Here is a 25,416-nt window from a genome sequence, read left to right on the forward strand (position 1 = left end):
TCCGTTTCAGCGCCGTGTTGGCGTCGTTCCGTCCGGTGAGGCGGCATATATGGAGGGGTTCTCGAACCGTCAAACAGTTTTTGCATTTTTGTTTCAGAAATTTTTGGACTTCCTGCTTTAGGGGTCGATCGGGCGCATGGTGCGCCAGAGGGATGGGTTTAGAATGGCTTTGCAGGATGCCGACGCAGATGATGCGGGCTTTGGCGCGCGCATAAGAAGCGCGCTCTTCTGGCGATCAGGCAGCCAGATCCTGTCGCAGATGATCAGTTGGGTCGTCACATTGGCAGTGATCCGGCTGCTCGATCCTGCGGATTACGGCCTGTTCGCGATGACGCAGGTGATCCTGAACTTCGCGACTTTCCTCAACGGCTATGGATTGGTGAGCGCGCTGGTTCAGTCGGAGACGCTCGATTCGCATAAGCTGCGCCAGGCATTTGGCATCATGCTGCTGCTGAACGGCGGCCTTGCCCTGGCGCAGTTGATGATCGCGCCGTGGGCAGCCGATTATTATGACCAACCCATGGTGGCGGACCTGCTGCGGGTGCAGGCGCTGCTTTACCTGTCGACTCCCTTCATCTCCATCCCTGAAGCGCTCATGGGGCGGGCGCTGGATTTCAAGCGGCCTGCCCTGGTCAACCTGATAGCGGCAGCGGCATCAGCCGCTGTAGCCCTGACAGGTGCGCTGTCAGGATGGGGGGTCTGGACGCTGGTATTTGCACCGATGGCGGGCTTTTGGGTCAAGGCGGTGGGCTATATCATCGCTACGGGCTTCCGACCGATTCCCAGCTTTGATTTTCGGGGTACGGGCGCGATGGTCGCCTATGGCGCATCGCTGCTCGGCGGCCAGCTTTTCTGGATCATCCAGAGCCAGGCGGATATCTTCATCGGCGGTCGCGCGCTCAATCCCCATCAGCTTGGTCTTTATGCCGAAGCCCTCTTTCTGACGCAGATCTTCGTGTCCAAATTCATCCCCCCGCTGAACGACGTCGCCTTTCCCGCCTATGCGCGGATGCAAAAGGATCCGGCGCGAATCGCCTGGTCATTCTGCAAGGCCGTGCGGCTGCTGCTGCTCATTTCCTGCCCTGTATATCTCGGCATGGCGGTTACTGCCGAGCCGTTGGTGGAAACCCTTTTCGGAGCGAAGTGGCTGGAGATGGCGCCCTTTGTGTCGGTCCTGGCGCTCTCCATGCCGTTCATGACGCTGCAGGTCATGTTCGCCCCGGTGAGCAATGCCCTCGGGCGTCCTGGGACTACGGCGCGAATCGCCGCCGTGGGGGCTGTGCTGATGCCGATCGCATTCCTGCTGGGCATTCGATTCGGAGCGATCGGCTTGGCCTGGGCGTGGCTTGGGGCCTTCCCGTTGCTAACCGCGGTCACTGCGCGCCTTGCCGGGGGAGCGATGGGATTGCGGCTGATGGACCTGATTCGCGCTGCGGCTCCGGGCCTTGGCTGTTCCATTATGATGGCGGGGATAGTGCTGATTGTCGATTCGCTGCTGCCCCCACTGCCGGCACTGGTGCGGCTTTGCGTCCTGGTGCCTTCAGGCGCCCTCGCCTTTCTTGCCGCGCTGATGCTTTGCGCGCGCGGTACATTGATGGAACTCGTCAGCCTGGTGGTGAGGCGGACAGCGCCACAGCCCGCCCCCGCCTGACTTACGCCGACTGTATGTAATCGCGCAGTGCTGCTGCTTCCGATTCGATGCTGTCGATCCGGAATTTGACGAGGTCGCCAATCGACACGAGACCTGTCAGCCTACCATCGACAACAACAGGAAGGTGGCGGACCCGCTTCTTCGTCATGAGTGACAGGCAATGGATCACCGGTGTCTTGTCATCGGTGGTTATGGGAGGAGCGGTCATCACATCCCCCACCCTGCGTTCCAGCACCGACGCGCCATCTCGCGCAATTTGATGGACGAGGTCGCGTTCGGAGAAAATCCCGAGCACCTGACCATCATCGACAACAGGCACGCAGCCGATCCGCCGTTCGGACAAGAGCTGGACTACCGATAGCACGCTGTCCTCCGGTCGGACCTGGGTGACCTCATGGCCTTTGCCCTGCAGTATCGCGGTGATCGTCATGCCCCGTCTCCTTGCGTTCAGACATTATGCGTCCGTCCCTTGATGATCCCACTTTCGTTCCCCAAAGAAAAGGGATGAGAGATAAACAGGGCCTGGACGATCCACGGATCGCAGCGACCGCCTGGGGGCGGTTTCGGCGCATCATGCTTTGGATGGCGCTTGGCGGAGCCTTGTGCGTTGGCGTGGCACTGGGCTGCCTTCGCCTATGGGCTGGCCCGATGCCCTTGCACATGGTCCTGGCCACCGTCATCGGCGTCTGGTTGACCTTCATGCTGGGGACCGGCCTGATGGCCTTGGTATTCCTTTCGAGTGGGACGGGCCACGATGATCAGGTCATGGACCCACTAAAGGACGAGGTATCCATCGATGACTGAAAAGAGGGGCGAACTGGTTCTGCGGGTGGTGCCCGGCATTACCGAGATCAACAGCAACGGCCATATTTTCGGCGGATGGATCTTAAGCCAAATGGATATCGCCGGAGGGATCGTGGCGGGCCGATTGGCTGAAGGCGCAGTGGCGACGGTGGCTATCGACGGCATGAAATTCATTTCGCCGATGCTGCTTGGCGATATCGTGACAGTATATGCGCATGAAGAACGGCGCGGTCGAACGTCCCTCGGCATTCGCGTAGATGTGGTGGCGACACGTGGGACGGATCAGCGGCAGATCGACCTGACGAGCGGTATCTTCACCTTCGTCGCGCTTGACGATCAACATCGGCCACGCGTGTTGCCCGCGCGCTGAGTTGCCGCAGCCGAAAAGAAAAAGGGAGCGGCGCGTACGCCACTCCCTCTAAAACCCGTTTCGCTGTTTATCCGAAGCGAAACGCTAGATCATTCCGCCGCTTCGGCAGCCGGACGCGCGCGGCGCGTACGCTTGCGCGGCGCTTCCTCGGCAGCGGGCTCGCTGTCATTGTCGGCACGGGCAATCGAAGGCGGCAGGACGGAAAGGTCGAGCCCTTCGCTGCCTTCAGACTTTGCCACATCCACCTTCCGGGGACGGCCGCGACGGGCGCGGGGCGCTTCCGCTGCTGCCGCAGCTTCCGTTTCAGCCTGAGGTTCAGGCGCACGCTCTGCGACCGGTGCCGGAACTTCCGGGGCTTCTTCCTCCTGCCGCTCGGCCACTTCATAGGCTGGGCGCTCGCGGCGCGGGCGGTCGCGGCGGTTACGGTTGTCGCGATTATCCTGCTGGTCACGCTGCTGATCGCGGCGGCGATCGCCTTCATAGCCACGCTCGAACTGCTGCTGCGGTTCGCTACGATTGTCGTCGCCCGCGAAGTCCGGGGCGTCGAAATCATCGCCTTCATAATCGCCATTGTCTTCCGGACGGCGGAAGCGCTGCTGCTGCTCCTCCTGCCGGGCGCGATTGTCGGCCAGCACGCGGAAATAATGGTCCGCGAACTGCAGATAATATTCCGCATTCACACGGTCGCCCGCCATCTGGGCGTCGCGAGCCATATTCTTGTACTTTTCGAGAAGCTGGACCGCGTTACCGCGTGCGCGGCTATCAATCCGGTTGCCGCTATCGCCGCCGCCCCGGTTGCCGCCACCCGGACGTCCGTTATTGTTCCGGCCGCGATTACGGCGACCGGCCTGCCTGTTGTTGATCAAGAGCTGGTCCTTGCGTTCACTTTGCCATCATTCACTGAAAACATCGTTCAGTCGCATCCTAAAACACCGCCTGCTCATCAGGCCGGGTAGGGCTCCGCCGGACAGGGGCTGTGCGACAACCCTTGCCCTTACGCTGCCAGAGGCGCCTGCGCAGCAGCGCCATCGTGACTTTGAAGGAGCGGGAAAACGGCCTTTTCTCAGCTAAGCCCCACAGGGCAGATCCTCAGGATAATGCCGTCCCTGCTCTCCATGTAGTGTCTTTGCGGAGATAAACCAAGCAATTTTCACTTGAGCCGAAGCGATTCCGGCGAGTTTGGCGGGCGAACCCATAGGTGGTCGTCCGCAGCCGTCAACGCGGCGCGATACAGCGCGGTAAAACCAGCATATTTCCCGCTCTTGAAGCGGCTCCGGCGCGCCCTCGCCTTTCAGGATTCCGAGGGGCGAGTGGCGATCAGGCAGCGGTCGTGCCCTGCCATGTCCTTGCGGACCGCTACGCCAAGTCTCTCCGCGCGAAGCAGCCCGGATACGCTTTCCCTCTGGTCATGGCCGATCTCGATGGCAGCCACGCCGCCATCCGTGAGAAGCCCGGCGATCATGGGCGCGATACGCCGATAGTCGTCCAGACCATCTGCTCCCGCAAAGAGAGCGCTTGCGGGTTCGTGCAGCACGTCGCCGGTCAATTCCTCTTCGCTCGCAATATAGGGCGGGTTGGCCAGGATGAGGTCAAAAGGTTCGGTCATCCCCTCCGCCCAATCCCCCAACCGAAAAGACGCCCGCCCGGCAAGGCCGAGACGTTCGGCATTAACTTGCGCCACGGCGAGCGCTCTAGAGGAAAGATCTACTCCAATCCCGCTCGCTCGCGGCCATTGATCAAGCGCCGCGAGCAGCAGCGCGCCTGATCCAGTGCCCAGGTCCAGTATCCGTTCCGGCGAACGATCCTTGAAATGCTCGATCGCCGCCTCGATCAACGTTTCGGTATCGGGGCGAGGGATCAGCACATCGGGCGTGACCCGCAGGCTGATCGTCCAGAAATCCCGAACGCCGGTGATATAGGCGATGGGTTCACCGCCAAGCCGCCGGTCGAGAAGAGCGGCGAAGCCATCGGGCACGGACAGATCCTGCTGGCGAAGCAGCAACGCATTCCGATTCAGGCCCAGCGCGTGCGCGAGCAGCAGTTCGGCATCAAGGCGCGGCGTGCCGCTGACCTTGTCGAGACGCGCAGCCGCATCGCGGAGCGCTTGGGCGATGCTCACCCGATGCCATCCAGCTGGGCAAGGCGTGCGGCTTCATCCTCGGCAATCAGCGCATCGATGATTTCGGCCAGGCCTGCGCCTTCCAGGATTTCCGGCAAGCGATGCAGGGTCAGGTTGATACGGTGATCCGTCACGCGCCCTTGCGGGAAATTATAGGTGCGGATGCGTTCGGACCGGTCGCCTGATCCGACCATCGCCTTGCGCGCGCCTGCCTGCTCGCTCTGTGTCCGCTCGCGTTCCGCTTCGTAAAGACGGGCGCGCAGCACCTGCATGGCCTTTGCCTTGTTCTTGTGCTGCGATCGTTCGTCCTGCTGCGTCACGACGATGCCGCTGGGCAAGTGCGTGATCCGCACGGCACTGTCGGTCGTATTCACATGCTGCCCGCCAGCGCCCGATGCGCGGTAGATGTCGATCTTGAGGTCGCTGTCGGCGATCTGCACATCGACCTCCTCGGGTTCCGGCAGGACAGCGACGGTCGCGGCGGAGGTATGGATGCGCCCGCCGCTTTCGGTCACGGGCACACGCTGCACCCGATGGACGCCACTCTCGAACTTGAGCTTGGCGAACACGCCTGCGCCCGTGATGCTGGCAACCACTTCCTTGAAGCCGCCGACTTCAGCAGCATTGGCGGAGATCATCTCCATCTTCCAGCCTTGGGCGTCGGCATAGCGCTGATACATGCGGAACAGGTCGCCCGCGAACAGCGCAGCCTCATCTCCACCGGTTCCGGCACGGATTTCCAGCATCGCCGGGCGCGCATCGGCTGCATCGCGCGGCAGCAGTTGCAGGGCCAGCGCACGCTCGGCGCCCGGCAGCTGGCTCTTGATCAGCTGCATTTCCTCCTGCGCCATCTCGCGCATCGCTGCGTCTGCGTCGGCGCCATCGCCACCCGCCATATATTCGAGCGCCTGAAGTTCCTGCCGAAGCCGCCGCACTTCATGCGCGGCGCGCGCGACCGGCTCGATCTCCGCATATTCCTTCGACAACCGCACGAACTCCTCGGGCGCGAGGTCGGCACGCGTCATCGACGCCTGCACCTCGTCCCGGCGCGCCTCGATCTGCGCGATGCGTTCGGCGGAAATATGCATCAAAGGGCCGTCAGCTTCTCGACCAGTCCGGCCAACGGCACGGCCTGCTGTTCCCCGGACCGCAGATCGCGCAGACCCGCTTCTCCCCGAGTCAGTTCATCCTCGCCGATGATGACAGCCCAGGAGGCGCCCGAAGCATTGGCGCGCTGCATCCGCTTCTTCATATTCCCCCGAAAACCTATGTCGCACATAATCCCGGCGCGGCGAAGATCAGCGACAAGGCCCGTCGCCCTCGCTTCTGCCACCTCGCCCAGCGGGATCATGACCACTGTAGGCGCGGAAGGTTCCGGCGCATCCACCAGCATGGCGAGCCGCTCAATGCCCGCAGCCCAGCCAACGGCGGGCGTAGCCGGGCCGCCAAGATTCTCGATCAACCCGTCATAGCGTCCGCCGCCAAGCACGGTGCCCTGTGCGCCCAGCCGGTCGGTGATGAACTCGAACGCGGTGTGGCGGTAATAATCAAGACCGCGCACCAGCCGGGGGTTGCGCTGCCAAGCGACGCCCGCCGCGTCCAAGCCCGCCGTCACCTTATCGAAGAAAGCACGGGCCTCGTCGGTCAAATAGGCATCGATCTCGGGGGCGGTGTCCGCCACAGGCCGATCGCGCGGGTCCTTGCTGTCGAGGATGCGAAGCGGGTTGCGGCTCAGCCGGTCGAGACTTTCCTCTGAAAGCTGATCGCGATGCGCTTCGAAATGGGCGACTAGCGCGGTGCGCCAGGCGTCACGGCTTTGCGCGTCACCCAGCGTGTTGAGGTTCAGCGTGACGCCCTCGGAAACGCCAAGTTCGCGCAGCAACTGATCGGCAAAGACCAGCAGCTCGATATCCGCTCCCGCCTCACCTGCGCCGATGATTTCGGCGTCCAGCTGGTGGAACTGGCGAAAGCGGCCTTTTTGCGGACGCTCGTAACGGAACAGTGGGCCATGGGTTGCCACTTTGAGCGGCGCATATTGCTGCCAGCCTTCGGTGACATAGGCCCGCGCGATCCCCGCGGTGAATTCGGGACGAAGCGTGATGCTGTCCCCGCCGCGGTCCTCGAAGGTGTACATCTCTTTCGAAACGACATCGGTACTTTCGCCAAGCGAACGGGCGAATACGGCCGTTGCTTCAAACACCGGCACTTCGACCCGATGAAAGCCATAGAGCCTGCGGACGCGATCGAAGGTCGCGATCACATGGGCAAAGCGTTCCTGGAACGCGTCAGCGGTGCCCCCCAGCATGTCCTGCGTGCCGCGCACCGCATTGGGTGTCTTTGGGCGCGGATTTTCGATTTTCGCCATGGGGATGCGCCTTTAGCGGCAAAGAAGGCTCAAGGAAACGCGCTTTTTTATCACATAATGTCGCCGCTCTTCTTCCGGGTGGACGCGGTCATCTTGGTTCGTCATGCTAATTTCATAAGGCATTCCTGCCGCGTCTTTTTTCGGAGACAGACATGATCCGCAGCCTCGCTGCCGCCCTCTTGCTTTCCACCGCCATCATCAGCCCGCTTGCTGCCCAGGATGCCGTAAGGTCAAAGCCTGCCGCACTGCCAGTGAACGACGCCGCTCCGGCGCCCCGCGACGCACCTTACCCCGGCGGCACGATCCGGCTGGAAGTCGATGCGACCGACACAACCCAGAGAATCTTTCGGGTAAAGGAGCATATTCCAGTCGCGACGAGCGGCCCCATGACGCTGCTGGTGCCCGAATGGCTGCCGGGCAATCATGCGCCGCGCGGGCAGATCGAGAAGATCAGCGGGCTGACTTTCACCGCCGATGGCAAACCGGTCAGCTGGAAGCGCGATCCGCTCAACGTCTACGCCTTCATCATCGACGTGCCGCAGGGCACGCGCGAAGTCACAGCATCTTTCCAATTCCTGTCGGCTACCCAGCCCAATCAGGGCCGGGTCGTGGTGACGCCCAAGATGCTGAACATCCAATGGGAGTCGGTCTCGCTCTACCCCGCAGGCTATTATACGCGGCAGATTCCGATCCAGGCGACAGTGACCTATCCCGACGGTTGGCAGGCGGCCACCGCCTTGCGTGGACAGAAGACCGGATCGACCGTCACCTATGAGACGATCGACTATGAGGCGCTGCAGGATTCGCCGGTCTTCGCCGGGCGCTATTTCAAGCCGGTGGACTTGGGCCACAACGTCACCCTCAACATCGTCGCCGACGAGGCGGATGAGCTGGAGGCCAAGCCTGACCAGATCGCCAAGCACAAGAAGCTGGTCGATGAAGCGGGGGCGCTGTTCGGCACCTATCATTTCGACCATTATGATTTCCTGTTCGCGATCACCGATGAAATGGGCGGCATCGGCCTTGAGCATCACCGTTCGTCGGAGAATCAGGTGGAACCGGGCTATTTCAAGAAGTGGAGCGACAGCGACGCGCTGCTCGATCGCAACCTTCTGCCTCATGAATTCGTCCATAGCTGGGACGGCAAGTTCCGTCGCCCGGACCTTTTGTGGACGCCCGATTTCAACGTGCCGATGCAGGACAATCTGCTGTGGGTCTATGAAGGGCAGACGCAGTTCTGGGGCTATGTGCTGGGCGCGCGGTCTGGCCTGTTCACCAAGCAGGAAACGCTCGACGCCTATGCCCATATCGCGGCCAAGCTCGACACCACGCGCGGCCGTGAGTGGCGGGCGATGGAGGATACGACCCACGACCCGATCATTTCGGCTCGCCGTCCCAAGGGCTGGACCAGCTGGCAGCGGTCGGAGGACTATTATAATGAAGGATTGATGATCTGGCTGGAGGCCGACGCCATCATTCGCCGCCAAACACGCGGTGCAAAGGGGCTGGACGATTTTGCAAAGGCATTCTTCGGCATCAATCCGGGCGATTGGGGACAGGTCGTCTATAATCGCGATGATGTCATCCGGACGCTGAACGGCGTCGCGCCCTATGATTGGGGGGGCTTCTTTTCCCGACATGTCGACAGTACGACGCGGGAAACGCCCAAGGGCGGCTTCAGCATGGGCGGCTACAAGCTCGCCTATGGCGACACGCCCAACGCCTTCACCAAGGCGGCGGAAAGCGCAGGCAAGAATGTCGATCAAAGCTTTGGCGTCGGCATGATCGTCAAGAGCGACGGCGAGATCAGCAACGTCGTCTGGGACAGCGCTGCCTTCAAGGCCGGTCTGGTCACTGGCGCAAAGATCGTCGCGATCAATGGCGATGAATATTCGGGCGAGGTCTTCAAGGCTGCGCTCAAGGCCGCCCAGCCGATGCAGATAATCGTCAAACAGGATAAATACTACCGCACTTTGACGCTCGCTTATTCCGGCGGCCTGCGCTATCCGCGCCTCGAAAAGACAGGAGAGGGTGACGGCAGCCTCGACCGGCTGCTCAAACCAAGGACATAATCACCCGCAACGCCAACGTGCATCAAAAGGCTTTGAAGTCCATGAATATCGAACTGATCCCGGTCGGCGACGATCCGCCCAACAGCCTGAACGTCATCATCGAGGTGCCGACTGGCGGCGAGCCCGTGAAATATGAGTTCGACAAGGCATCGGGCGCGCTGTTCGTCGATCGCATCCTGCATACGCCGATGCGCTATCCGGCCAATTATGGTTTCGTGCCGCACACCCTTTCGCCCGATGGCGATCCTCTGGACGCGCTGGTAATCTCGCGCTCGCCCTTCATCCCGGGCAGCGTCGTGCGTGCACGCCCGATCGCCGTTCTCAATCTGGAAGATGAAGCGGGCGGCGATGAGAAGCTCGTCTGTGTGCCTGACGACAAGACATTCCCTTATTATTCCAAGGTTGGTGAAAAGGACGACCTGCCCGGCATCGTCATGGAGCAGATCGAACATTTCTTCACCCACTATAAGGATCTGGAAAAGCAGAAGTGGGTGCGCATCGGCACATGGGGCGGCGCTGAAGACGCTCGCCAGATCACGCTGGAAGCGATCGAGCGTTACAAGGCTGACAAGAAGGCGGCATAAAGCTGCGCAGTGAGTTAGGAGCCGCGCAGGATATGTCCTGCGCGGCTCTTTTTCATCAAGGCTGTTGCGTCCCCAATCCGTCCTGCCAGCGATAGCTGGCATCTCAGTAGATGGCGCGCAAGTTGGCCTGAGATGCCAGCTTCCGCTGGGAAGATGCTTAAATCGGGGCCTGCCCCCGATCCCACCTCAAATCAGCCGATCCGCCTCCAGCGCCGCCGCCAGCGAATCACGCCCACGCGGCAGACGCGCATGGAGGCGCGCATCCGCCTCCGCCAGCCGCTCGACGCCCAAGGTCAGCTGCTCCTCCGGCAAGGTGAAGGGCAGGCGCAGGAACCGCTCAAAAGCGCCGCTCACTCCAAAGCGGGGCCCGGGCGCAACTCGCACGCCATGGCTTTCCGCGATCGCGGCCAAGGCAGTCGCTTCCGCGCGGGGCAGTTCCGCCCAGAGCGACAGGCCGCCCGCTGGCGATTCGACGCGCCAGTGCGGCAGATGCTTCTCGATCTCCGCGATAAGATGGTCCCGCCGCGCCCGGAGAACCTCCGTGCGCGGCCCCAGCCCTTCCTCGCTGTCGATCAGTTGCGCGGCGGCAAGTTGCTCCACTACCGGGCTTGCCATGTCCATGGTCGTGCGCAGCCGTCCAAGCGCGGCGATCGTCTGCGGATCGGCCCGAATCCAGCCAACCCGCAAGCCACCCCAATAGATCTTGCTCGCTGATCCCATCGAGATGACCTGCCGTCCTGACGGATCATGGATCGCGACTGGCGGCGGGGCGGGGAAATCGAGCCCCATCGCCACCATGGTCTCGTCAATGATCAGCGGCGTATGCGTCCGCGCGGCCGCAGCGACCAGGGCGCGCCGGGTCGCCGGATCCATGCTGCGACCGGTCGGATTGTGGAAATCGGCGATGATATAGGCGAAGCGCGGGCTTGTCTGGCGAAACGCCGCCTCCATGGCGTCAATGTCCCAGCCCTGGACGGGGAGTCCGACCGGCACAGGCACGACATGGGAGCGCTGCAAGGCCTGGATCACATTATGATAGGTCGGATGGTCGATCACCACCCGGTCGCCCGGTCCCGTCAGCCATTGCATCAGCAGTGCAAAGCCCTGCTGCGCACCATTGGTGACGATGATCTGGTCGGGACTGGTAGGACATCCACGCCGCTCGAACTGTGCCGCAATCGCACGGCGCAGCGGCGGCAGGCCAAGCGGGTCATAGCCAAGTTCACCGAGGAAAGCAGGTAGCGCCTCCACGGCAGCCTTACAGGCGCGCCCCACGCCAGCGGCTGCGGGCAAAGCGGCATGGGTCCAATTCAGGACATTGCCCTGCGAGGAGATATCCATTTCGGGCGGCTCTACCTCCATCCGCCCCGTTGGCAGCCGAGTAACGCTGCCCGACCCCTGCCGGCTTTCGAGATACCCTTCGTCCCGCAGCCGATCGAAGGCGGCAGCGATAGTCGTACGGCTGAGGCCGAGCGCAGCGGCCAGCTCCCGCTCGCCCGGCAAGCGGACATTCAGCCCGACGCGCCCATCCAATACCAGCATGCGCAGCGCCTGCGCCAGTTGGCGATAGGCTGGTTCGGCGCTTTCCTCCACACGCCAGGCGCCAAGCAAGCGGAGCAGAGAGGGCGGACGGAGCGCAGAGGTGGACATGGCCAATAGTCATCCAAATGGGATCTACAAAGTCCACTTAAGAAAAAATGGACGTTTTGTAAAAGGCCATTTGGCGCCACATGTTGATCGAGACCCTTGTCCCCTGACCGGCCAGCCTGAACCCGCTGGCCGGTTCTTTTCAGTTTCAGTACGCAACAAACCGGATCGAAGCGCTCGAGACCCAGCCGCTAAGGCATGGCCCTTCATAAGGCTGCCTGCGCTCGACTGGTTCAGACAGGCCACAATCATGGGGAGCGGGCATCAGCACGACCACGCCCAGCCATTTCTGATCGAGACTGCGGGTACAAACATGAACGCGCCCGCCCTCAGCCAGCCGTCCGACTTCCTGCGCATCGGCAAAGGGGGCCGCGCGGATCGCAAGACCTCGCGTGCCCACGCGCGCCGCCTGCCCCATCGCGCCGCATGCATCGAGGCGGGGACCATCTTCTCCGATCGTCACCGGACGGATGATCTTTGCCTCCAGCCGCGTTTCCGGCATGGCGTCGCGCGGCGCACCGGCGATGGAACTGTTGGGCAGCTCCTCCAGGACGTCGCTGCTGTCGGAGCAGGCGCCAAGCATGAGAAACAAGGGAAAGATGGCGCGCATACCACCCTGATAGACCGCCCCACCCCCAAGCGGAAGCAGGCATGTTTCGCTTTAGTTTCGGCGGGCCTTTCCCTATATGCTCGGGCATGAGCGAGGAAAGTCAGAGCAGCCCCAACAGCAACGCCTATGGCGCCGACAGCATCAAGGTCCTCAAGGGCCTCGACGCAGTACGCAAGCGGCCCGGCATGTATATCGGCGATACCGATGACGGGTCGGGCCTGCACCATATGGTGTTCGAGGTCAGCGACAATGCAATCGACGAAGCGCTGGCCGGGCATTGCGACCGTATCCTGATCACGCTTAATCCCGATGGATCGGTCAGCGTTGAGGACAATGGCCGCGGCATTCCGACCGACATCCACAAGGAAGAAGGTGTGTCAGCGGCCGAGGTCATCATGACCCAGCTGCACGCTGGCGGTAAGTTCGAGAATACCTCGGACGACAATGCCTACAAGGTTTCGGGCGGCCTGCATGGCGTGGGCGTCAGCGTTGTGAATGCGCTCAGCGAATATCTCGACCTCAACATCTGGCGCGAAGGCAAGGAGCATTATATGCGCTTTGCCTATGGCGATGCCGTGGCGCCGCTCAAAATTATCGGCGATGCGCCGGAAGGCAAGAAGGGCACGCGCGTCACCTTCCTCCCTTCGACCGAGAAGGTTCCGGGTGACGGCGGCACGTTCAAGAACCACACCGAGTTCGATTTCGACAAGCTGGAGCATCGTTACCGCGAGCTCGCTTTCCTGAACTCCGGCGTGCGACTGTTCCTGATCGACGCGCGGCATGAGGAAAAGAAGGAAGTCGAGCTGTTCTATGAGGGCGGCATCGCGGCTTTCGTGAAGTGGCTCGACCGGAACAAGCAGCCGCTGATGCCCGATCCCATCGCGATCGCGGGGAGCCGCGATGATGTGACGATCGACGTAGCGCTGGAGTGGAACGATTCCTATTATGAGAACGTCCTTTGCTTCACCAACAACATCCCTCAGCGGGACGGCGGCACGCACCTGGCCGCTTTCCGCGCGGCGCTGACCCGTACGCTCAACAGCTATGCCGACAAATCGGGCATGCTGAAGAAGGAGAAGGTCTCGCTGACTGGCGAGGACATGCGCGAGGGCCTCACCGCCATCGTGTCGGTGAAGCTGCCCGATCCCAAATTCTCGTCGCAGACCAAGGACAAGCTGGTCAGCTCCGAAGTCCGCCAGCCCCTGGAAAGCCTGATGGCCGACAAGATGGCGGAGTGGCTGGAGGAGAACCCCAGTCACGGCAAGATGATCATCCAGAAGGTGATCGACGCCGCCGCCGCACGCGAGGCCGCGAAAAAGGCGCGCGAACTGACCCGGCGCAAAGGCGTGATGGACATCGCATCGCTCCCCGGTAAGCTCGCTGATTGTCAGGAGCGCGATCCTGCCAAATCCGAACTCTTCCTCGTGGAAGGTGACTCGGCGGGCGGCTCTGCCAAGCAGGGGCGCAACCGCCATAACCAGGCCATCCTCCCGCTCAAGGGCAAGATCCTGAACGTGGAGCGTGCCCGTTTCGACCGGATGCTCTCGTCCAAGGAAGTCGGCACGCTGATCCAGGCGATGGGCACCGGCATCCGCGACGATTTCAACCTGGAAAAGCTGCGCTACCACAAGATCGTCATCATGACCGACGCCGACGTCGACGGCGCGCATATCCGCACGCTGCTGTTGACCTTCTTCTATCGCCAGATGCCGCAGATCATCGAGGCGGGGCATCTCTACATCGCTCAGCCGCCGCTCTACAAGGCGACGCGGGGCCGTTCTGAGGTGTATCTGAAGAATGAAGCGGCGCTGGAAAATTATCTGGTCGACAATGGCGTTGAGTCCATGGCGCTGGAAACGAGTGGTGGCATGCGTTCGGGCGAAGACCTGCGTCACCTGATCGAACATGGCCGTCGGATGCGGGCGGTGATGCGCTACGTGCCGCGCCGCTATAATCCCGCCATTATCGAAGCGCTGGCGATCAATGGCGCGCTTGATCCGGAACTCAGCCAGCAGGCCCAGGCCGAGCGGCTGGCCGCGACTGTCCGCTGGATGGACGCGCAGGATGAAGAAGGAAAATGGAGTGGGCGGATCGCCGAAGAAGGCGGCTTCCACTTCGAACGGCTGTGGCGCGGCGTGACCGATCACCACATGATCGAACATGGCTTCATCGGTTCGGCCGAGGCGCGCAAGCTGCACGCGATCGCCGCCGAAGAAGCGGACAGCTATCGTACCACCAGCCGCCTCGTCACCGCAAAGGCCGCGGCCGCCGCTGAAGAGGCTGGTGACGATGATCTGCCGGTCGTATCCAAAGGCGCGGTATCAGTCACCCGGCCGAGCGAATTGCTGGAGGCCATTCTCAGCTCGGGCCGTAAGGGTCTCGCGATCCAGCGCTATAAGGGCCTAGGCGAAATGAATGCCGAGCAGCTTTGGGAAACAACGCTGGATCCGGACAACCGCTCGATGCTGCGCGTCGAGGTCGAGCAGGCGGATGTGGCGGACGAAATCTTCACCCGGCTGATGGGCGACGTCGTCGAACCCCGCCGCGAATTCATTCAGGACAACGCCCTCAACGTCGCGAACCTGGACGTTTGATCTTAGTAGAGTGAAGCGGCTCTTGCAGCCGCTTCAACTTATCAGCCGGACGGCGCTTATCGACCATTTGGATGCTCCACCTGGAGGATCGCACGTGTTCGTGATGGTAGCGTTTCCGCTGAAGGACAATCGCATCGCGACCATCTGAAAGCAGGTGAGCGACATTCCGGATGTGCCGTTGAAAGTAAGCGTATCGTTGGGGAAGTAAAAAGCGCCGCTCAGAGTTGAGTATGAATTGCCGTTGACCTGACAGCACTGATTGCTCGCCGCGGCCCTGCTGTCCCTGTAGATGGTGATGCCATTATAGGTGCCACTGGTCGATTGGGAAAGGTCCACTTCCGCACCACCGTTTATGTCCATCGTGGCAAAACTGTTCGCATTGTTGGGCGTGGTGCTGGTCAGCACGAAAGTACAGCCCATGCAGGTAAGATGCCCCTGAGCACCAACCTGAAGACCCGCGTTATTAGCCCCGTTGGCCAGGTAGTAGACGCCCGGCTTCAGCGTCAGCGTGCCTTGCACATTGATCGTTCCATAACAACCCGGAGCATAGGGACTTCCGCTGCTGCTATCGACCGTCGTTCCTGAAGAGACGCTGATGACGTTCCAGTTGCTGCCATTTTTGCACTTGCCATTTGAGACATCACTGGTCGTCGGGTCATAGTTGTTCCCCGCAAACGGATCAGTGAGCGCTGCATGGTTAGGCATCAGCATCGTGCCGGACGCATAGGCGGTAGATGATGGAATACCGCCCATGGCTACGATCGGCGACACCCTGACGGTCGGCTGGCCGTTAACATTTACAGCATTATTGCTGATCGAATTGGTCCCGGCCCCGCATCCCAGGTCCAGCGTCGAATTGCCCGCGAAGGTGATCCCCGTGTTGTTCCCATTCTCCTTGGCGAAAAAGCAGACTTTGCCATCGGAAACGACCGCCGCCCGCGCTTCGGCAGCCACCGTGGAGGTCGACATTCCGAACAGGGCCATCAAGGCAGTGGGCTGCGTGCTCACCAGCCGGACGTACATTGCCGAGGTATAGGTGATGCTGCCGCTGGTATAAGCCCCCGGCGTGATCGTAGACGTGGCCCCCGGCACGAGGGCATTTTGCGTCAACGCCTTGTTCGCCTGAGCTGTCGCGGCGCTATTCCCCTGGTCCTGATACAGCGAATAGGCCCCAGCCATGGCCGCGGAGTCAGCTTCGCGCTGCAATTCCCGCTTCACATGCGCCAACTGCATCGTATGCACGCCAAGGCCCGCTGCACCGATCATGACCGGCAGCGCCAGCGCCGTGAGCATGAGGGCATTGCCTTGGGCATCAGGCCAAAGTGTGCGCAGGCGGGACAGGCAATTGGAGAGGGGCATCGTCAGGTCCTCGGCTTTAGCTCGCGACATAGGCTCGACGCGTTTCAGACAGCGTGATTGTCTTGCTGACGAACAGGAAGTTCACGGCCAGATTGTAGCCCATGGTTATCGTCACATAGCTGGGGGACGAACTGCTGGTGCCAGAGGTAAAGGTGACGGTCGGCCCAACGATGTCCGCCGGATTTATTCCGAACCGGTTCGACGCGATTCGCGCTTGTATGTCTGCTTCGCCTGGCTTGGGCCAGGTCGTCGCATATCGCGCAGCATCCTCGACGGTGCTGCGCAAACCTGCTTGCGCATAAAAGAGGATGCCGAGCGCCGGAATACCGATCAGCATTGCGAGCAGGACGGGCGCCACGATCGCGAATTCGAGCACGCCGACGCCGCGGCAGTCGCGCGCGAGTCGGTTGAGAAGGCGAAAAAAGCGGGTCATTGGATCCTCAGGACGCCCGTTGCCGAAATAGGTACGACGCCATTGGAATTGCCCAACATCTTCGCCAGCGCACTACCCGCAAAGGACGGGGTGAAGGTCGTCGAAATCTCAATTTGGGTATAACGGGCAGCTTCGCCCGAAGCGCAGCTGGTGGTGCTCCAGCTCGTCGCCGTGCCACCGCACTCGAACGTCTGGGTTACCGTCACAGCGCTGGCTGGCACGTCCGCCTGAGCGGCCGCCTGCGCTTGAATATCGCTCGTGGTCACGTTCGGGCCGCCCATCCACGACATTTCCAGCCCACGGTTTACGGCCTGCTGAACCTTCATCTTGGCCGCGCCATAGCGGGCGGCATCTGTCGTTCCCATGATGATCATGGCGAGAAACGGAGCGACCAACGCCGTTTCCACAAGCGCCATGCCCGATTTGTCGATCCGCAACCGGTTCATCACGGCACGAACAGGCGCCCGATCAGCATCGAGCGCCGGAACGCGAGGCGAAACACTGATCGCACCGCTCGACAACGCTTGGCTGAACATAAAAGGACGCATCGAAAATCCCTTCGCACCGGGATTTTCTACTCAGCATATGCTGTCCATTGCGTTAAACGGCATGCTTAATAATATGCTAATATGCTGTTTATGTTCAGGTATATATCTGAGGTTATATTAATTAGCGGTAAAGAAGCGGGGGAGTTTATGAAGCTTTGGCTTGTTGTTGCGAGCGGCTTGCTCCTCACCGGCTGCGGTCGGAATGAGGATATGGCTGATCGGCCCGCAAAGGACCTGCACATGGCAAATGCGCAGATCGTCGAGGGCCAGACGACGGAGCAGCAACCGGCCATTTTCTCCAAAGCTGAAGCTCATGCCGACCCGGAGATCGCTTCACCGCCGCCACAAACTGTCGATACGGCGCCGCTGAGCAGCGAAACACGCTACAGGGCGCTCGGCACGGAGCCGTTCTGGTCCGTGACCGTCAAGGGATCCGTTGCAACCCTGGAACGTCCAGACAAACCTCCAAGACATTTCACTGTCAGCCGAACGGATGATGGCCGCGCCATACGCTATTTGGCAGACGGATTCGCCATGACGGTGACCGAAGGTCCGTGCAGCGACGGCATGAGCGACGCGCATTGGGCCGATAGCGTCGCGCTGTCCTTCGGCGAAGGCACCTTGAAAGGCTGCGGCGGCGTACGCGAGGACTTCTAATCCGTTCGCATCGCCTCTGCCACCAGCGCCTCGGCTTCCATGAGCAAGGCGTCCTCCGCCGCCGCCTGCGCCACCTGTTCACGGCCGATCAGGATCAGCACCGGCACGGCCAACGGACTGACCCGATCAAGGTCGACATGCAACATCGTCGCCGAAGCGCGGTCGATCAGATCACCGAGCCGCCCGACATCCGTCATGCGCGCACGGGCGTCGGCCCAGGCCGCCTTCAACAGCAAATGATCCGGCTGATATTTGCGCAGCACGTCATAGATGAGGTCGGTCGAAAAAGTGACCTGCCGCCCGGTCTTCCGCTTGCCGGGATGCTGGCGTTCGATCAGGCCCGCGATGACGGCGACGTCCCGGAACGCCCGCTTCAACAGGCTCGATTGTTCAACCCATTCGACAAATTCATGATCCAGAATGTCTGCGGAAAACAGGCTTTGCGGGTCCGTCACCGGTTTCATCCCATAGACGGCAAGCGCATAATCGTTGGACACGAAGCCGAGCGGCATCAAGCCCTGCGCATCCATGCGGCGGGTCAGCAGCATCCCCAGTGACTGATGGGCGTTCCATCCTTCAAAACTGTAGCAGACGAGATAATGCCGCCCCTCATGCGGGAAGGTTTCGATAAGGAGTTGCCCCGGCTCCGGCAGGGCCGACCGATATTTCTGGACTTCCAGCCACTCCCGCACATCGTCGGGGAAGCGATGCCATTCCTCCGGCTCGGCCAGAAAGTGGCGCACCCGGTCGGCAAGCCGCGTAGACATGGCCATCCGCGTGCCACCCCAGGCGGGCACCCGCGCCTGCTTTGAGGTGGAGCGCACGACCAGGTCGGTGACGTCCATACGCACCACTTCCAGCGCCAGCCCAGAAAAGAAGAAGCTGTCGCCGGGACGCAGCGTCGCGGCAAAGCCCTCCTCCACTGTGCCAAGCTTGCGTCCATTGGCGAACCGCACATCCAACACCGGCTGATCGACGATGATCCCGGCATTCATGCGGTGCTGTTGAATGAAGCGCGGATGCGACACGCGCCACAAGCCGTCCTCGTCATGGGTCAGCCGCTTGAACCGGTCATAGGCCTTCAGCGCATAGCCGCCCCCTTCAATAAAGTGCAAGACGTTGGCGAACCCCTCATCGGTGAGCGCACTGTAGGGCGTGGCCGATCGGACTTCGTCCAGCAACTCCGGTTCCGCAAACGGTGCCGCGCAGGCCAGCGCCATCACATGCTGCGCCAGAACGTCGAGGCTGCCCGTGCGGAAATCATCAGCATCCCGCTCCCCCGCCTCCACCGCATCCAGCGCCGCGCGGGCTTCCAGATATTCAAAGCGGTTGCCCGGAATGATGATGGCCTCGCTCGACTGGTCCAGCCGGTGATTGGCGCGGCCGATGCGCTGGAGCAGGCGGGATGAACCTTTAGGCGCACCCATCTGGATCACGCAATCGACATTGCCCCAATCGACACCAAGATCGAGGCTGGCCGTGGCGACAAGCGCGCGCAGCCTGCCGTCGGCCATCGCATTTTCCACCTTCCGCCGCGCCTCCACCGACAGGCTGCCATGATGGATGCCGATCGGCAGGTTGGCCTCGTTCGCGGTCCAAAGCTCCTGAAAGATCAGCTCCGCAAGTCCACGCGTATTACAGAATATCAGCGTCGTCTGCCGCCGCTCGATTTCGGCCATGACCTGCTTTGCGGCATATTTGCCCGAATGGCCCGACCAGGGAATGCGCCCTTCCGGAATGAAGATGGCGATGTCCGGATCAGCGCCCTCCTCCCCCATGACCGGCGCGACGCTGTTGATGTCACCGTCGGGCGCAAGCCAGGCGCGATAAGCGTCGACATCCGCCACAGTCGCCGACAGAGCGACGCGGCGCAGTTCGGGATTGATCCTCTGCAAGCGCGCAAGCGACAGACTGAGCAGATCCCCCCGCTTCTGCGTGGCGAAGGCATGGACCTCGTCGATGATCACCGTCTTCAACTGCGCGAACATCAGGAAGCTGTCGGGGTAACTCAACAGGAGGGACAGGGATTCCGGCGTGGTCAGCAGGATCTGCGGCGGCCGAGCGCGCTGCCGCGCCTTGCGGTCCGAGGGCGTGTCGCCGGTGCGCGTTTCGACCCGGATGGGAAGGTCCATCTCCTCGATCGGGGCAAGGAGATTGCGCCGCACATCGACCGCCAGCGCCTTGAGCGGTGATACGTAGAGGGTATGAAGACCCTCGCCCGGTTCTTCGATCAGATCGGCAAGCGTTGGCAGGAACCCCGCCAATGTCTTCCCCGCACCCGTCGGCGCCACGAGCAAGGCATGATCCCCTGCCCGTGCGGCTGCCAGCATCTCCATCTGGTGGCGTCGCGGCGACCAGCCGCGCGCGGTGAACCATTGCTCCAGCTGTTCAGGAAGGCCTTGGTTCATATCGACAGAGGTAGGAACGCGCACCGGCGCTGTCACGATCCCTCCCTCGCAAGATCATGAAGGCGGCGAGATAAATGCCGGATGGCTGCTCTCTTTCCCTCCCAAAGGCGTTACACTCCAGGACATCAGAGCAAGGCTGCAAAGCCGCCAACTCAGGAGAACAGCGATGACCGGCGAAACAGAGGCCGACCTGTCCGGGGCCGAGCCCACCCGCAACCGGCGCCGTGCCAAAGCCGCCATCATGGAGATCGGCGGGCGCAAGCTGAAACCAGCGACGCTCATGATGGGCCATGGCTATGATCCCATGTTGTCGGAAGGATCGCTGAAGCCTCCCATCTTCCTGACATCGACTTTCGCCTTTGAAAGCGCGGCCGCTGGCAAGCGGCATTTCGAAGGGGTGACGGGGATCAGGCCGGGCGGCGCGGAAGGACTGGTCTATTCCCGCTTCAACGGCCCCAATCAGGAAATCGCCGAAGACCGGCTCGCGGTGTGGGAGGAAGCGGAAGACGCCCTGCTTTTTTCCAGTGGCATGTCAGCGATAGCGACAACGCTCCTCGCGCTCGTCCAACCCGGCGATGTCATCGTCCATTCGGCGCCGCTTTACGCAGCGACGGAATCACTCATCGGCCGAATCCTCGGCAAATTCGGCGTGCAATGGCTCGATTTCCCGGCGGGCTCGACCGAGGAGGAGATCGGCGCGGTAATCGAACAAGCAAAGTCGCTTGGCCGCGTCGCGCTTATCTATCTGGAAAGCCCCGCCAATCCCACCAATGTGCTGGTCGATGTGGAAGCGGTCGTGGCCCGGCGGGACCATCTCTTTGCCGGAGAGGATCATATTCCGCCGGTAGCGATCGACAATACGTTTCTTGGGCCGCTCTGGCATCATCCGCTCGCCCATGGCGCCGACCTCGTCATCTACAGCCTTACCAAATATGCGGGCGGCCATAGCGACTTGGTGGCAGGCGGGGTGTTGGGGCCAAAGGACCTTATCAACACCATCCGGCTGATGCGCAACACCATCGGCACGATCCTCGACCCGCACAGTGCCTGGATGCTGCTCCGCAGCCTGGAAACGCTCGAACTGCGCATGAGCCGGGCTGGCGACAACGCAGCGAAGGTCTGCGCGTGGCTCAAGGACCAGCCGCAGGTGGAAAAGGTCGTCTATCTCGGTTTCCCGGAAACGGAGCGCCGGGCAGACATATACAGGCGCCACTGCAAGGGGGCGGGCTCGACCTTCTCCCTCTATCTGAAGGGCGGCGAGGGCGAAGCCTTCGCCTTCCTCGACGCGCTGAAGATCGCGAAGCTGGCGGTCAGCCTGGGTGGCACGGAAACGCTGGCCAGCCACCCGGCAGCCATGACGCACCTGTCCGTGCCGCCTGAGCGCAAGAAAGCTCTGGCGATCAGCGACAATATGGTGCGCATATCGATCGGCTGCGAAGATGCCGACGACCTGATCGCAGACTTTGCGCAGGCGCTGAAAGCCGTGGGATGAGCGGTAGCCGTCCTGTCGTCCTAGTCGGACAGCCGCTCTTGGCTCCGCTGCTACCAATTCTGCGGCCACTCTATGACGCCTGGCCGCTTTGGGAAGACGAGGGCGAACGCCGATGCCGTGATGCCCGGGCAGTTGTTTGGGCCGGAGAATTCCCGCTGGCGCCAGCACTGCTCGACATCATGCCGCAACTTGGCCTCATCGCCTGCTTCACCGTAGGCTATGACGGCGTCGACCTGATGGAGGCGGATCAGCGCGGTATAGCGGTGACCCATGGTGCCGACGCCAATGCGGAAGATGTTGCGGACCACGCTATAGGGCTCATGCTCTCGCACCGCCGGGGCATTGTCGAAGGCGACCGGCTGTTACGGGCGGGCCTGTGGATCGCTGGCCCCGAAAGGCTGTCGCATTCGATGGCCGAAGCAAGGCTCGGCGTCGTCGGCATGGGCCATATCGGGCGAGCAGTCGCCAGGCGCGCGGAGTCGATGCGGATGCAGATCGGCTGGTGGGGCCCGCGCGACAAGCCGGCCCTACCTTGGCCGCGATCGGAAAGCCTGAACGCGCTGGCGCGCGATAGCGATATATTACTCGTCGCAGCCCGTGCCGACAGCGGCAATCGCGGGATGATCGATGCGGGCGTTATGGATGCGCTCGGCCCGGACGGGCTCCTCGTCAATGTCGCGCGCGGACAGCTGGTGGACGAACCGGCTTTAAGGCAGGCGCTGCGACAGCGAAAACTCGGCGGCGCGGCGCTGGACGTGTTCCAACAGGAGCCTACTCCGGCCGATATCTGGGCGGATGTCCCCAACTGCGTCCTGACGCCGCACATGGGCGGTGCCACGCATGAAGCGGTAGCGCGCATGACCGGGATGGTGCTGGCGAACCTTGAGGCCTTCTTCGCCGGAGAAGCACTGCCGAACCGCGTCAGGCCTGATTGACTAGGCGAGCCTTAGAGCCAGTCCACGCGTGGCCACCCCTTCGCCGCCGCCAGCCTGGCGAGCGGCTTGTGCGGATTTGAGGCAAAGGCCATGTCGGCAAATTCCAACATCGGCGCGTCGGACACATGGTCTGAATAAGCCCTGATCTGCGCCTGCTCGCGGTCGATGGCCTCTGCCGCCATCCACGCCTTGATCATCCGCAGCTTGCCGGTGTCATAGCAATTCTCGCCCGCGATCTTCGCGCGAACATAGCGCAGGTCCTGGCTCAGATGGTCGGTCGCGATTACGGCGTCGAACCCCAGCCTGCGGGCGATCGGTTCCACATAAAGGCGGTAGGACGCGGTGGCGAGCACCAGACGGTAGCCATCGGCTCGATCTCGGGCGATCTGGTCGAGAGCGCCGGCGCGAACGTTGGTGGCAACGACCTTCGCCGCATAGCTTTCCACATGTGGCATCAGCTTGGCACGTTCGACATTGAAGCCGATCATCAACGCCTGATTGAGTTCTTTCAGCCGCTGGCGGCTGATCAGCTTAAAGACATAGGCCAGCATCAACAGGATGACGCAGGGCAGCAGGACCAGCCGCCATGGCGCCATCGCTTTGGATACATGAATGAGGAAGCCGGTATAGGTGCCCGAAAAGGTCACCGTTCTGTCCATGTCGTAGATTGCCAGGCGGTGCGTCATGCCGTGTCCGAAACTTTTTGGCCGCTATTGTCGTTCTACCGTGCGGATGGGCCGTTTCGGCTTGCCGTGCAACCGATAATGGACCACTAACCGCCTTTGATGAACAAAGCCGCCGATCTTGTCGAAGAAACGCGCGATGGCGGTGCTGTCATTCGGCTTCTCGGGCATCTCTCCATCGCCTGTCTGCGCGATCTGCCTGCGCGTCTGGATGCTGTGACCGGCCCCGTCTCGGCCATCGATCTGTCCGGCGTGGAACATATGGACACGATTGGCGCCTGGACCGTGCACCGCACGGCCAAGCGGCTGGGTTCGGAGGTGACTGGCGGCAATGATGACGCACAGCGCCTGATCGAGGCGGTGGGCAAGCTGGATGAACCGGTCAACATCCGCCCCGATTATGTCCCCCCCCTCCAACGCGTCATCGGCCAGATCGGCGAGGCGGTAGTCAACTCCTTCACCACGCTCCTTGGGCTGCTCGGCTTCTTCGGCGCGACCTTGGTGGCAAGCTGGAACGTCATCCGGCACCCCAGCAAGTTCCGCGTCAACGCCGTCGTGCAACGCTTCGAGGTCGTCGGTGTCTCGGCGCTTGGCATCATCGGCCTCATGAGCTTCCTGATCGGCATCGTGATCGCGCAGCAGGGTTCGGTACAGCTGCGGCAATTCGGCATGGAAATGCTGACGATCAACCTCGTCGGCCGGCTAACCTTCCGCGAATTGGGCGTACTGATGACGGCGATCATGGTCGCAGGCCGTTCGGGATCAGCCTTCGCGGCGCAGCTTGGCACCATGAAGCTGACCGAAGAAGTGGACGCGATGCGCACCATCGGCGTGTCGCCCATGGAGGCGCTCGTCCTGCCCCGTACGCTGGCGGTGGTCATCATGATGCCGCTGCTCGGCTTCTATTCGTCCATCGTAGCGGTCATCGGCGGCGGTTTTCTCTGCGCCGTGTCACTCGACATTCCGCCCATTACTTTCATTCAGCGGCTGCGAGAGGTCGTACCAATTACCGACCTTTGGGTCGGCTTGCTCAAGGCGCCCGTGTTCGGGATCATCATCGCGCTTTCCGGCTGTTTCCAGGGCATGCAGGTAAAGGCCAATGCCGAGGAAGTAGGACTGCGGACGACCTCTGCCGTGGTCCAGGCCATTTTCCTCGTGATCGTGATCGACGCTTTCTTCGCCGTCTTCTTCACTTGGCTGGGGTGGAATTGATGGCTGAGGAAGAGGAAGCGGCGGCCGAAGAAGCGCGGGTCGACAAGGCTGTCGAGAAAAGCGATGTCGCCATTTCCGTAAGGGGCCTCAAGAACAGCTTCGGCGATCAGGTCGTGCACGAGAATCTTGATCTCGATGTGCGTAAGGGCGAGATTTTGGGCGTCGTTGGCGGCTCTGGCACCGGCAAGTCGGTGTTGATGCGCTCGGTCATCGGTCTTCAGACGCCGGATGAAGGCGAAATCCACGTTTTCGGCGAATCGATGATCGGCCGCCTGGATGACGAGGCCTTGGCGATCCGTAAGCGCTGGGGCGTGCTGTTCCAGGGCGGCGCGCTGTTTTCGACCCTGACGGTGGCCGAGAATGTCGAAGTGCCGATCCGCGAATATTATCCCAACATCGGGCCGCAACTGCGTGACGAGATTGCCGCCTACAAGATCCGGCTGACTGGCCTCCCAGCCGAAGCTGGCCCGAAATATCCGGCCGAATTGTCAGGCGGCATGAAGAAGCGGGCGGGCCTCGCCCGCGCACTGGCGCTGGATCCGGACCTGCTGTTCCTTGACGAGCCCACTGCCGGGCTAGATCCGATCGGCGCAGCAGCCTTCGATGATCAGACGCGCAAACTCCAGCAAACGCTCGGCCTCACCGTATTCCTCATCACCCATGACCTCGACACGCTCTATTCGATCTGTGATCGCGTCGCGGTGCTGGCGGATAAGAAGGTGATCGCTGTCGGCACGATCGATGAGCTGCTGGCGACGGATCACCCCTGGATTCAGGAATATTTCAATGGCCCGCGCGGGCGCGCCGCGACGGCGGCCGTGACCCGCGAACGGGAAAAGACGGCGCCGCAGCCATCGGACGGAAGGCGATAGG

General features: G+C 61.9%; 23 protein-coding genes. 11 read left to right on the forward strand and 12 right to left on the reverse strand.

Going from position 1 to position 25,416, the window contains the following annotated elements; all coding sequences use genetic code 11:
• The first annotated feature begins 163 nt into the window (after positions 1-163).
• Positions 164-1,651 (forward strand): lipopolysaccharide biosynthesis protein, encoded by a 1,488-nt coding sequence (locus NCHOL11_RS00005; protein ID WP_097090507.1) that lies wholly within the window; start codon positions 164-166, stop codon positions 1,649-1,651.
• A gap of 1 nt (position 1,652) precedes the next feature.
• Here NCHOL11_RS00005 and NCHOL11_RS00010 read toward each other — a convergent pair whose 3' ends face one another.
• On the reverse strand, positions 1,653-2,081 hold the full coding sequence (locus tag NCHOL11_RS00010) for a CBS domain-containing protein (RefSeq protein WP_097090508.1): 429 nt from the start codon (positions 2,079-2,081) through the stop codon (positions 1,653-1,655).
• Positions 2,082-2,155: 74 nt separating this feature from the next.
• Here NCHOL11_RS00010 and NCHOL11_RS00015 point away from each other — a divergent pair, with 74 nt between their 5' ends.
• Together NCHOL11_RS00015 and NCHOL11_RS00020 are read left to right on the forward strand one after the other, a co-directional pair.
• Positions 2,156-2,455: a hypothetical protein gene (locus NCHOL11_RS00015; protein WP_097090509.1), complete on the forward strand. Its 300-nt coding sequence runs from the start codon at positions 2,156-2,158 to the stop codon at positions 2,453-2,455.
• Positions 2,448-2,825: an acyl-CoA thioesterase gene (locus NCHOL11_RS00020; RefSeq protein ID WP_097090510.1), complete on the forward strand. Its 378-nt coding sequence runs from the start codon at positions 2,448-2,450 to the stop codon at positions 2,823-2,825. Before NCHOL11_RS00015 ends, NCHOL11_RS00020 begins: the two co-directional genes overlap by 8 nt.
• 89 nt (positions 2,826-2,914) lie before the next feature.
• On the opposite strand, the gene NCHOL11_RS00025 is transcribed toward NCHOL11_RS00020, so the two are convergent.
• The 4 genes from NCHOL11_RS00025 to hisS all read right to left on the reverse strand — a co-directional run bounded on the left by NCHOL11_RS00025 (position 2,915) and on the right by hisS (position 7,309).
• Positions 2,915-3,691: a DUF4167 domain-containing protein gene (locus NCHOL11_RS00025; RefSeq protein WP_097090511.1), complete on the reverse strand. Its 777-nt coding sequence runs from the start codon at positions 3,689-3,691 to the stop codon at positions 2,915-2,917.
• A gap of 425 nt (positions 3,692-4,116) precedes the next feature.
• Positions 4,117-4,944: a peptide chain release factor N(5)-glutamine methyltransferase gene (gene prmC / locus NCHOL11_RS00030; protein ID WP_097090512.1), complete on the reverse strand. Its 828-nt coding sequence runs from the start codon at positions 4,942-4,944 to the stop codon at positions 4,117-4,119.
• The gene (prfA, locus tag NCHOL11_RS00035) at positions 4,941-6,032 is read right to left on the reverse strand and encodes a peptide chain release factor 1 (RefSeq protein ID WP_097090513.1); all 1,092 of its coding nucleotides are present in this window, start codon (positions 6,030-6,032) and stop codon (positions 4,941-4,943) included. The genes prmC and prfA overlap by 4 nt, the downstream gene beginning before the upstream one ends.
• Positions 6,032-7,309: a histidine--tRNA ligase gene (gene hisS, locus NCHOL11_RS00040; protein WP_097090514.1), complete on the reverse strand. Its 1,278-nt coding sequence runs from the start codon at positions 7,307-7,309 to the stop codon at positions 6,032-6,034. The genes prfA and hisS overlap by 1 nt, the downstream gene beginning before the upstream one ends.
• A 152-nt stretch (positions 7,310-7,461) precedes the next feature.
• Between hisS and NCHOL11_RS00045 the strand changes: the two genes are divergently transcribed.
• A complete protein-coding gene (locus NCHOL11_RS00045) occupies positions 7,462-9,381 on the forward strand; it encodes a M61 family metallopeptidase (RefSeq protein ID WP_097090515.1) in 1,920 nt (639 codons plus the stop codon).
• Between the two features lie 41 nt (positions 9,382-9,422).
• The gene (ppa, locus tag NCHOL11_RS00050; RefSeq protein ID WP_097090516.1) at positions 9,423-9,965 is read left to right on the forward strand and encodes an inorganic diphosphatase; all 543 of its coding nucleotides are present in this window, start codon (positions 9,423-9,425) and stop codon (positions 9,963-9,965) included.
• 186 nt (positions 9,966-10,151) lie between these two features.
• Here ppa and yczR read toward each other — a convergent pair whose 3' ends face one another.
• Both yczR and NCHOL11_RS00060 read right to left on the reverse strand, forming a co-directional pair.
• Entirely contained in the window at positions 10,152-11,615 is a 1,464-nt protein-coding gene (yczR, locus tag NCHOL11_RS00055) for a MocR-like transcription factor YczR (protein ID WP_097090517.1), read from the reverse strand.
• 145 nt (positions 11,616-11,760) lie between these two features.
• On the reverse strand, positions 11,761-12,222 hold the full coding sequence (locus tag NCHOL11_RS00060; RefSeq protein WP_097090518.1) for a hypothetical protein: 462 nt from the start codon (positions 12,220-12,222) through the stop codon (positions 11,761-11,763).
• Positions 12,223-12,308: 86 nt separating this feature from the next.
• Here NCHOL11_RS00060 and gyrB point away from each other — a divergent pair, with 86 nt between their 5' ends.
• A complete protein-coding gene (gene gyrB / locus NCHOL11_RS00065; protein ID WP_097090519.1) occupies positions 12,309-14,816 on the forward strand; it encodes a DNA topoisomerase (ATP-hydrolyzing) subunit B in 2,508 nt (835 codons plus the stop codon).
• 33 nt (positions 14,817-14,849) lie between these two features.
• Here the strand turns inward: gyrB and NCHOL11_RS00070 are convergent, their stop codons facing one another.
• The 3 genes from NCHOL11_RS00070 to NCHOL11_RS00080 form a co-directional block, all read right to left on the reverse strand.
• Positions 14,850-16,109, reverse strand: coding sequence for a pilus assembly protein TadG-related protein (locus NCHOL11_RS00070; RefSeq protein ID WP_176502152.1), 1,260 nt, complete (start codon positions 16,107-16,109; stop codon positions 14,850-14,852).
• Between the two features lie 82 nt (positions 16,110-16,191).
• Positions 16,192-16,608 (reverse strand): TadE/TadG family type IV pilus assembly protein, encoded by a 417-nt coding sequence (locus NCHOL11_RS00075; protein WP_097090521.1) that lies wholly within the window; start codon positions 16,606-16,608, stop codon positions 16,192-16,194.
• A complete protein-coding gene (locus NCHOL11_RS00080) occupies positions 16,605-17,156 on the reverse strand; it encodes a TadE/TadG family type IV pilus assembly protein (protein WP_097090522.1) in 552 nt (183 codons plus the stop codon). The genes NCHOL11_RS00075 and NCHOL11_RS00080 overlap by 4 nt, the downstream gene beginning before the upstream one ends.
• A gap of 81 nt (positions 17,157-17,237) precedes the next feature.
• Between NCHOL11_RS00080 and NCHOL11_RS00085 the strand changes: the two genes are divergently transcribed.
• Positions 17,238-17,813 carry a COG3650 family protein gene (locus NCHOL11_RS00085; RefSeq protein ID WP_441339458.1) on the forward strand — a complete coding sequence of 192 codons (576 nt, stop codon included), beginning with the start codon at positions 17,238-17,240 and terminating at the stop codon, positions 17,811-17,813.
• Here the strand turns inward: NCHOL11_RS00085 and NCHOL11_RS00090 are convergent.
• Positions 17,810-20,221: a ligase-associated DNA damage response DEXH box helicase gene (locus NCHOL11_RS00090; protein WP_097090524.1), complete on the reverse strand. Its 2,412-nt coding sequence runs from the start codon at positions 20,219-20,221 to the stop codon at positions 17,810-17,812. The two genes, NCHOL11_RS00085 and NCHOL11_RS00090, sit on opposite strands and share 4 nt — an antisense overlap.
• 166 nt (positions 20,222-20,387) lie before the next feature.
• Here NCHOL11_RS00090 and NCHOL11_RS00095 point away from each other — a divergent pair, with 166 nt between their 5' ends.
• The gene (locus NCHOL11_RS00095) at positions 20,388-21,713 is read left to right on the forward strand and encodes a cystathionine gamma-synthase family protein (RefSeq protein ID WP_097090525.1); all 1,326 of its coding nucleotides are present in this window, start codon (positions 20,388-20,390) and stop codon (positions 21,711-21,713) included.
• A complete protein-coding gene (locus NCHOL11_RS00100; RefSeq protein ID WP_097090526.1) occupies positions 21,710-22,648 on the forward strand; it encodes a 2-hydroxyacid dehydrogenase in 939 nt (312 codons plus the stop codon). The genes NCHOL11_RS00095 and NCHOL11_RS00100 overlap by 4 nt, the downstream gene beginning before the upstream one ends.
• An 11-nt stretch (positions 22,649-22,659) precedes the next feature.
• Here NCHOL11_RS00100 and NCHOL11_RS00105 read toward each other — a convergent pair whose 3' ends face one another.
• On the reverse strand, positions 22,660-23,334 hold the full coding sequence (locus tag NCHOL11_RS00105) for an HAD family hydrolase (protein WP_097090527.1): 675 nt from the start codon (positions 23,332-23,334) through the stop codon (positions 22,660-22,662).
• Between the two features lie 99 nt (positions 23,335-23,433).
• Between NCHOL11_RS00105 and NCHOL11_RS00110 the strand changes: the two genes are divergently transcribed.
• Entirely contained in the window at positions 23,434-24,543 is a 1,110-nt protein-coding gene (locus NCHOL11_RS00110) for an ABC transporter permease (protein WP_097090528.1), read from the forward strand.
• Positions 24,543-25,415 carry an ABC transporter ATP-binding protein gene (locus NCHOL11_RS00115; protein WP_097090529.1) on the forward strand — a complete coding sequence of 291 codons (873 nt, stop codon included), beginning with the start codon at positions 24,543-24,545 and terminating at the stop codon, positions 25,413-25,415. Before NCHOL11_RS00110 ends, NCHOL11_RS00115 begins: the two co-directional genes overlap by 1 nt.
• Position 25,416 lies beyond the last annotated feature (1 nt).

Source organism: Novosphingobium sp. Chol11, assembly GCF_900218065.1.
Taxonomy (GTDB): domain Bacteria; phylum Pseudomonadota; class Alphaproteobacteria; order Sphingomonadales; family Sphingomonadaceae; genus Sphingobium; species Sphingobium agri.

What these genes read in the sequence shown, in the direction of transcription:
- prfA (WP_097090513.1), bottom strand. Translation starts at nt 6,032, where the DNA reads ATGCATATTTCCGCCGAACGCATCGCGCAGATCGAGGCGCGCCGGGAC.
- NCHOL11_RS00045 (WP_097090515.1), top strand. Translation starts at nt 7,462, where the DNA reads ATGATCCGCAGCCTCGCTGCCGCCCTCTTGCTTTCCACCGCCATCATC.
- NCHOL11_RS00095 (WP_097090525.1), top strand. Translation starts at nt 20,388, where the DNA reads ATGACCGGCGAAACAGAGGCCGACCTGTCCGGGGCCGAGCCCACCCGC.
- NCHOL11_RS00115 (WP_097090529.1), top strand. Translation starts at nt 24,543, where the DNA reads ATGGCTGAGGAAGAGGAAGCGGCGGCCGAAGAAGCGCGGGTCGACAAG.
- NCHOL11_RS00060 (WP_097090518.1), bottom strand. Translation starts at nt 12,222, where the DNA reads ATGCGCGCCATCTTTCCCTTGTTTCTCATGCTTGGCGCCTGCTCCGAC.
- NCHOL11_RS00070 (WP_176502152.1), bottom strand. Translation starts at nt 16,109, where the DNA reads ATGCTCACGGCGCTGGCGCTGCCGGTCATGATCGGTGCAGCGGGCCTT.
- ppa (WP_097090516.1), top strand. Translation starts at nt 9,423, where the DNA reads ATGAATATCGAACTGATCCCGGTCGGCGACGATCCGCCCAACAGCCTG.
- NCHOL11_RS00100 (WP_097090526.1), top strand. Translation starts at nt 21,710, where the DNA reads ATGAGCGGTAGCCGTCCTGTCGTCCTAGTCGGACAGCCGCTCTTGGCT.
- NCHOL11_RS00075 (WP_097090521.1), bottom strand. Translation starts at nt 16,608, where the DNA reads ATGACCCGCTTTTTTCGCCTTCTCAACCGACTCGCGCGCGACTGCCGC.
- NCHOL11_RS00010 (WP_097090508.1), bottom strand. Translation starts at nt 2,081, where the DNA reads ATGACGATCACCGCGATACTGCAGGGCAAAGGCCATGAGGTCACCCAG.
- yczR (WP_097090517.1), bottom strand. Translation starts at nt 11,615, where the DNA reads ATGTCCACCTCTGCGCTCCGTCCGCCCTCTCTGCTCCGCTTGCTTGGC.
- gyrB (WP_097090519.1), top strand. Translation starts at nt 12,309, where the DNA reads ATGAGCGAGGAAAGTCAGAGCAGCCCCAACAGCAACGCCTATGGCGCC.
- NCHOL11_RS00005 (WP_097090507.1), top strand. Translation starts at nt 164, where the DNA reads ATGGCTTTGCAGGATGCCGACGCAGATGATGCGGGCTTTGGCGCGCGC.
- NCHOL11_RS00080 (WP_097090522.1), bottom strand. Translation starts at nt 17,156, where the DNA reads ATGCGTCCTTTTATGTTCAGCCAAGCGTTGTCGAGCGGTGCGATCAGT.
- hisS (WP_097090514.1), bottom strand. Translation starts at nt 7,309, where the DNA reads ATGGCGAAAATCGAAAATCCGCGCCCAAAGACACCCAATGCGGTGCGC.
- NCHOL11_RS00105 (WP_097090527.1), bottom strand. Translation starts at nt 23,334, where the DNA reads ATGACGCACCGCCTGGCAATCTACGACATGGACAGAACGGTGACCTTT.
- NCHOL11_RS00090 (WP_097090524.1), bottom strand. Translation starts at nt 20,221, where the DNA reads ATGAACCAAGGCCTTCCTGAACAGCTGGAGCAATGGTTCACCGCGCGC.
- NCHOL11_RS00020 (WP_097090510.1), top strand. Translation starts at nt 2,448, where the DNA reads ATGACTGAAAAGAGGGGCGAACTGGTTCTGCGGGTGGTGCCCGGCATT.
- NCHOL11_RS00085 (WP_441339458.1), top strand. Translation starts at nt 17,238, where the DNA reads ATGCTGTTTATGTTCAGGTATATATCTGAGGTTATATTAATTAGCGGT.
- NCHOL11_RS00110 (WP_097090528.1), top strand. Translation starts at nt 23,434, where the DNA reads ATGAACAAAGCCGCCGATCTTGTCGAAGAAACGCGCGATGGCGGTGCT.
- NCHOL11_RS00015 (WP_097090509.1), top strand. Translation starts at nt 2,156, where the DNA reads ATGAGAGATAAACAGGGCCTGGACGATCCACGGATCGCAGCGACCGCC.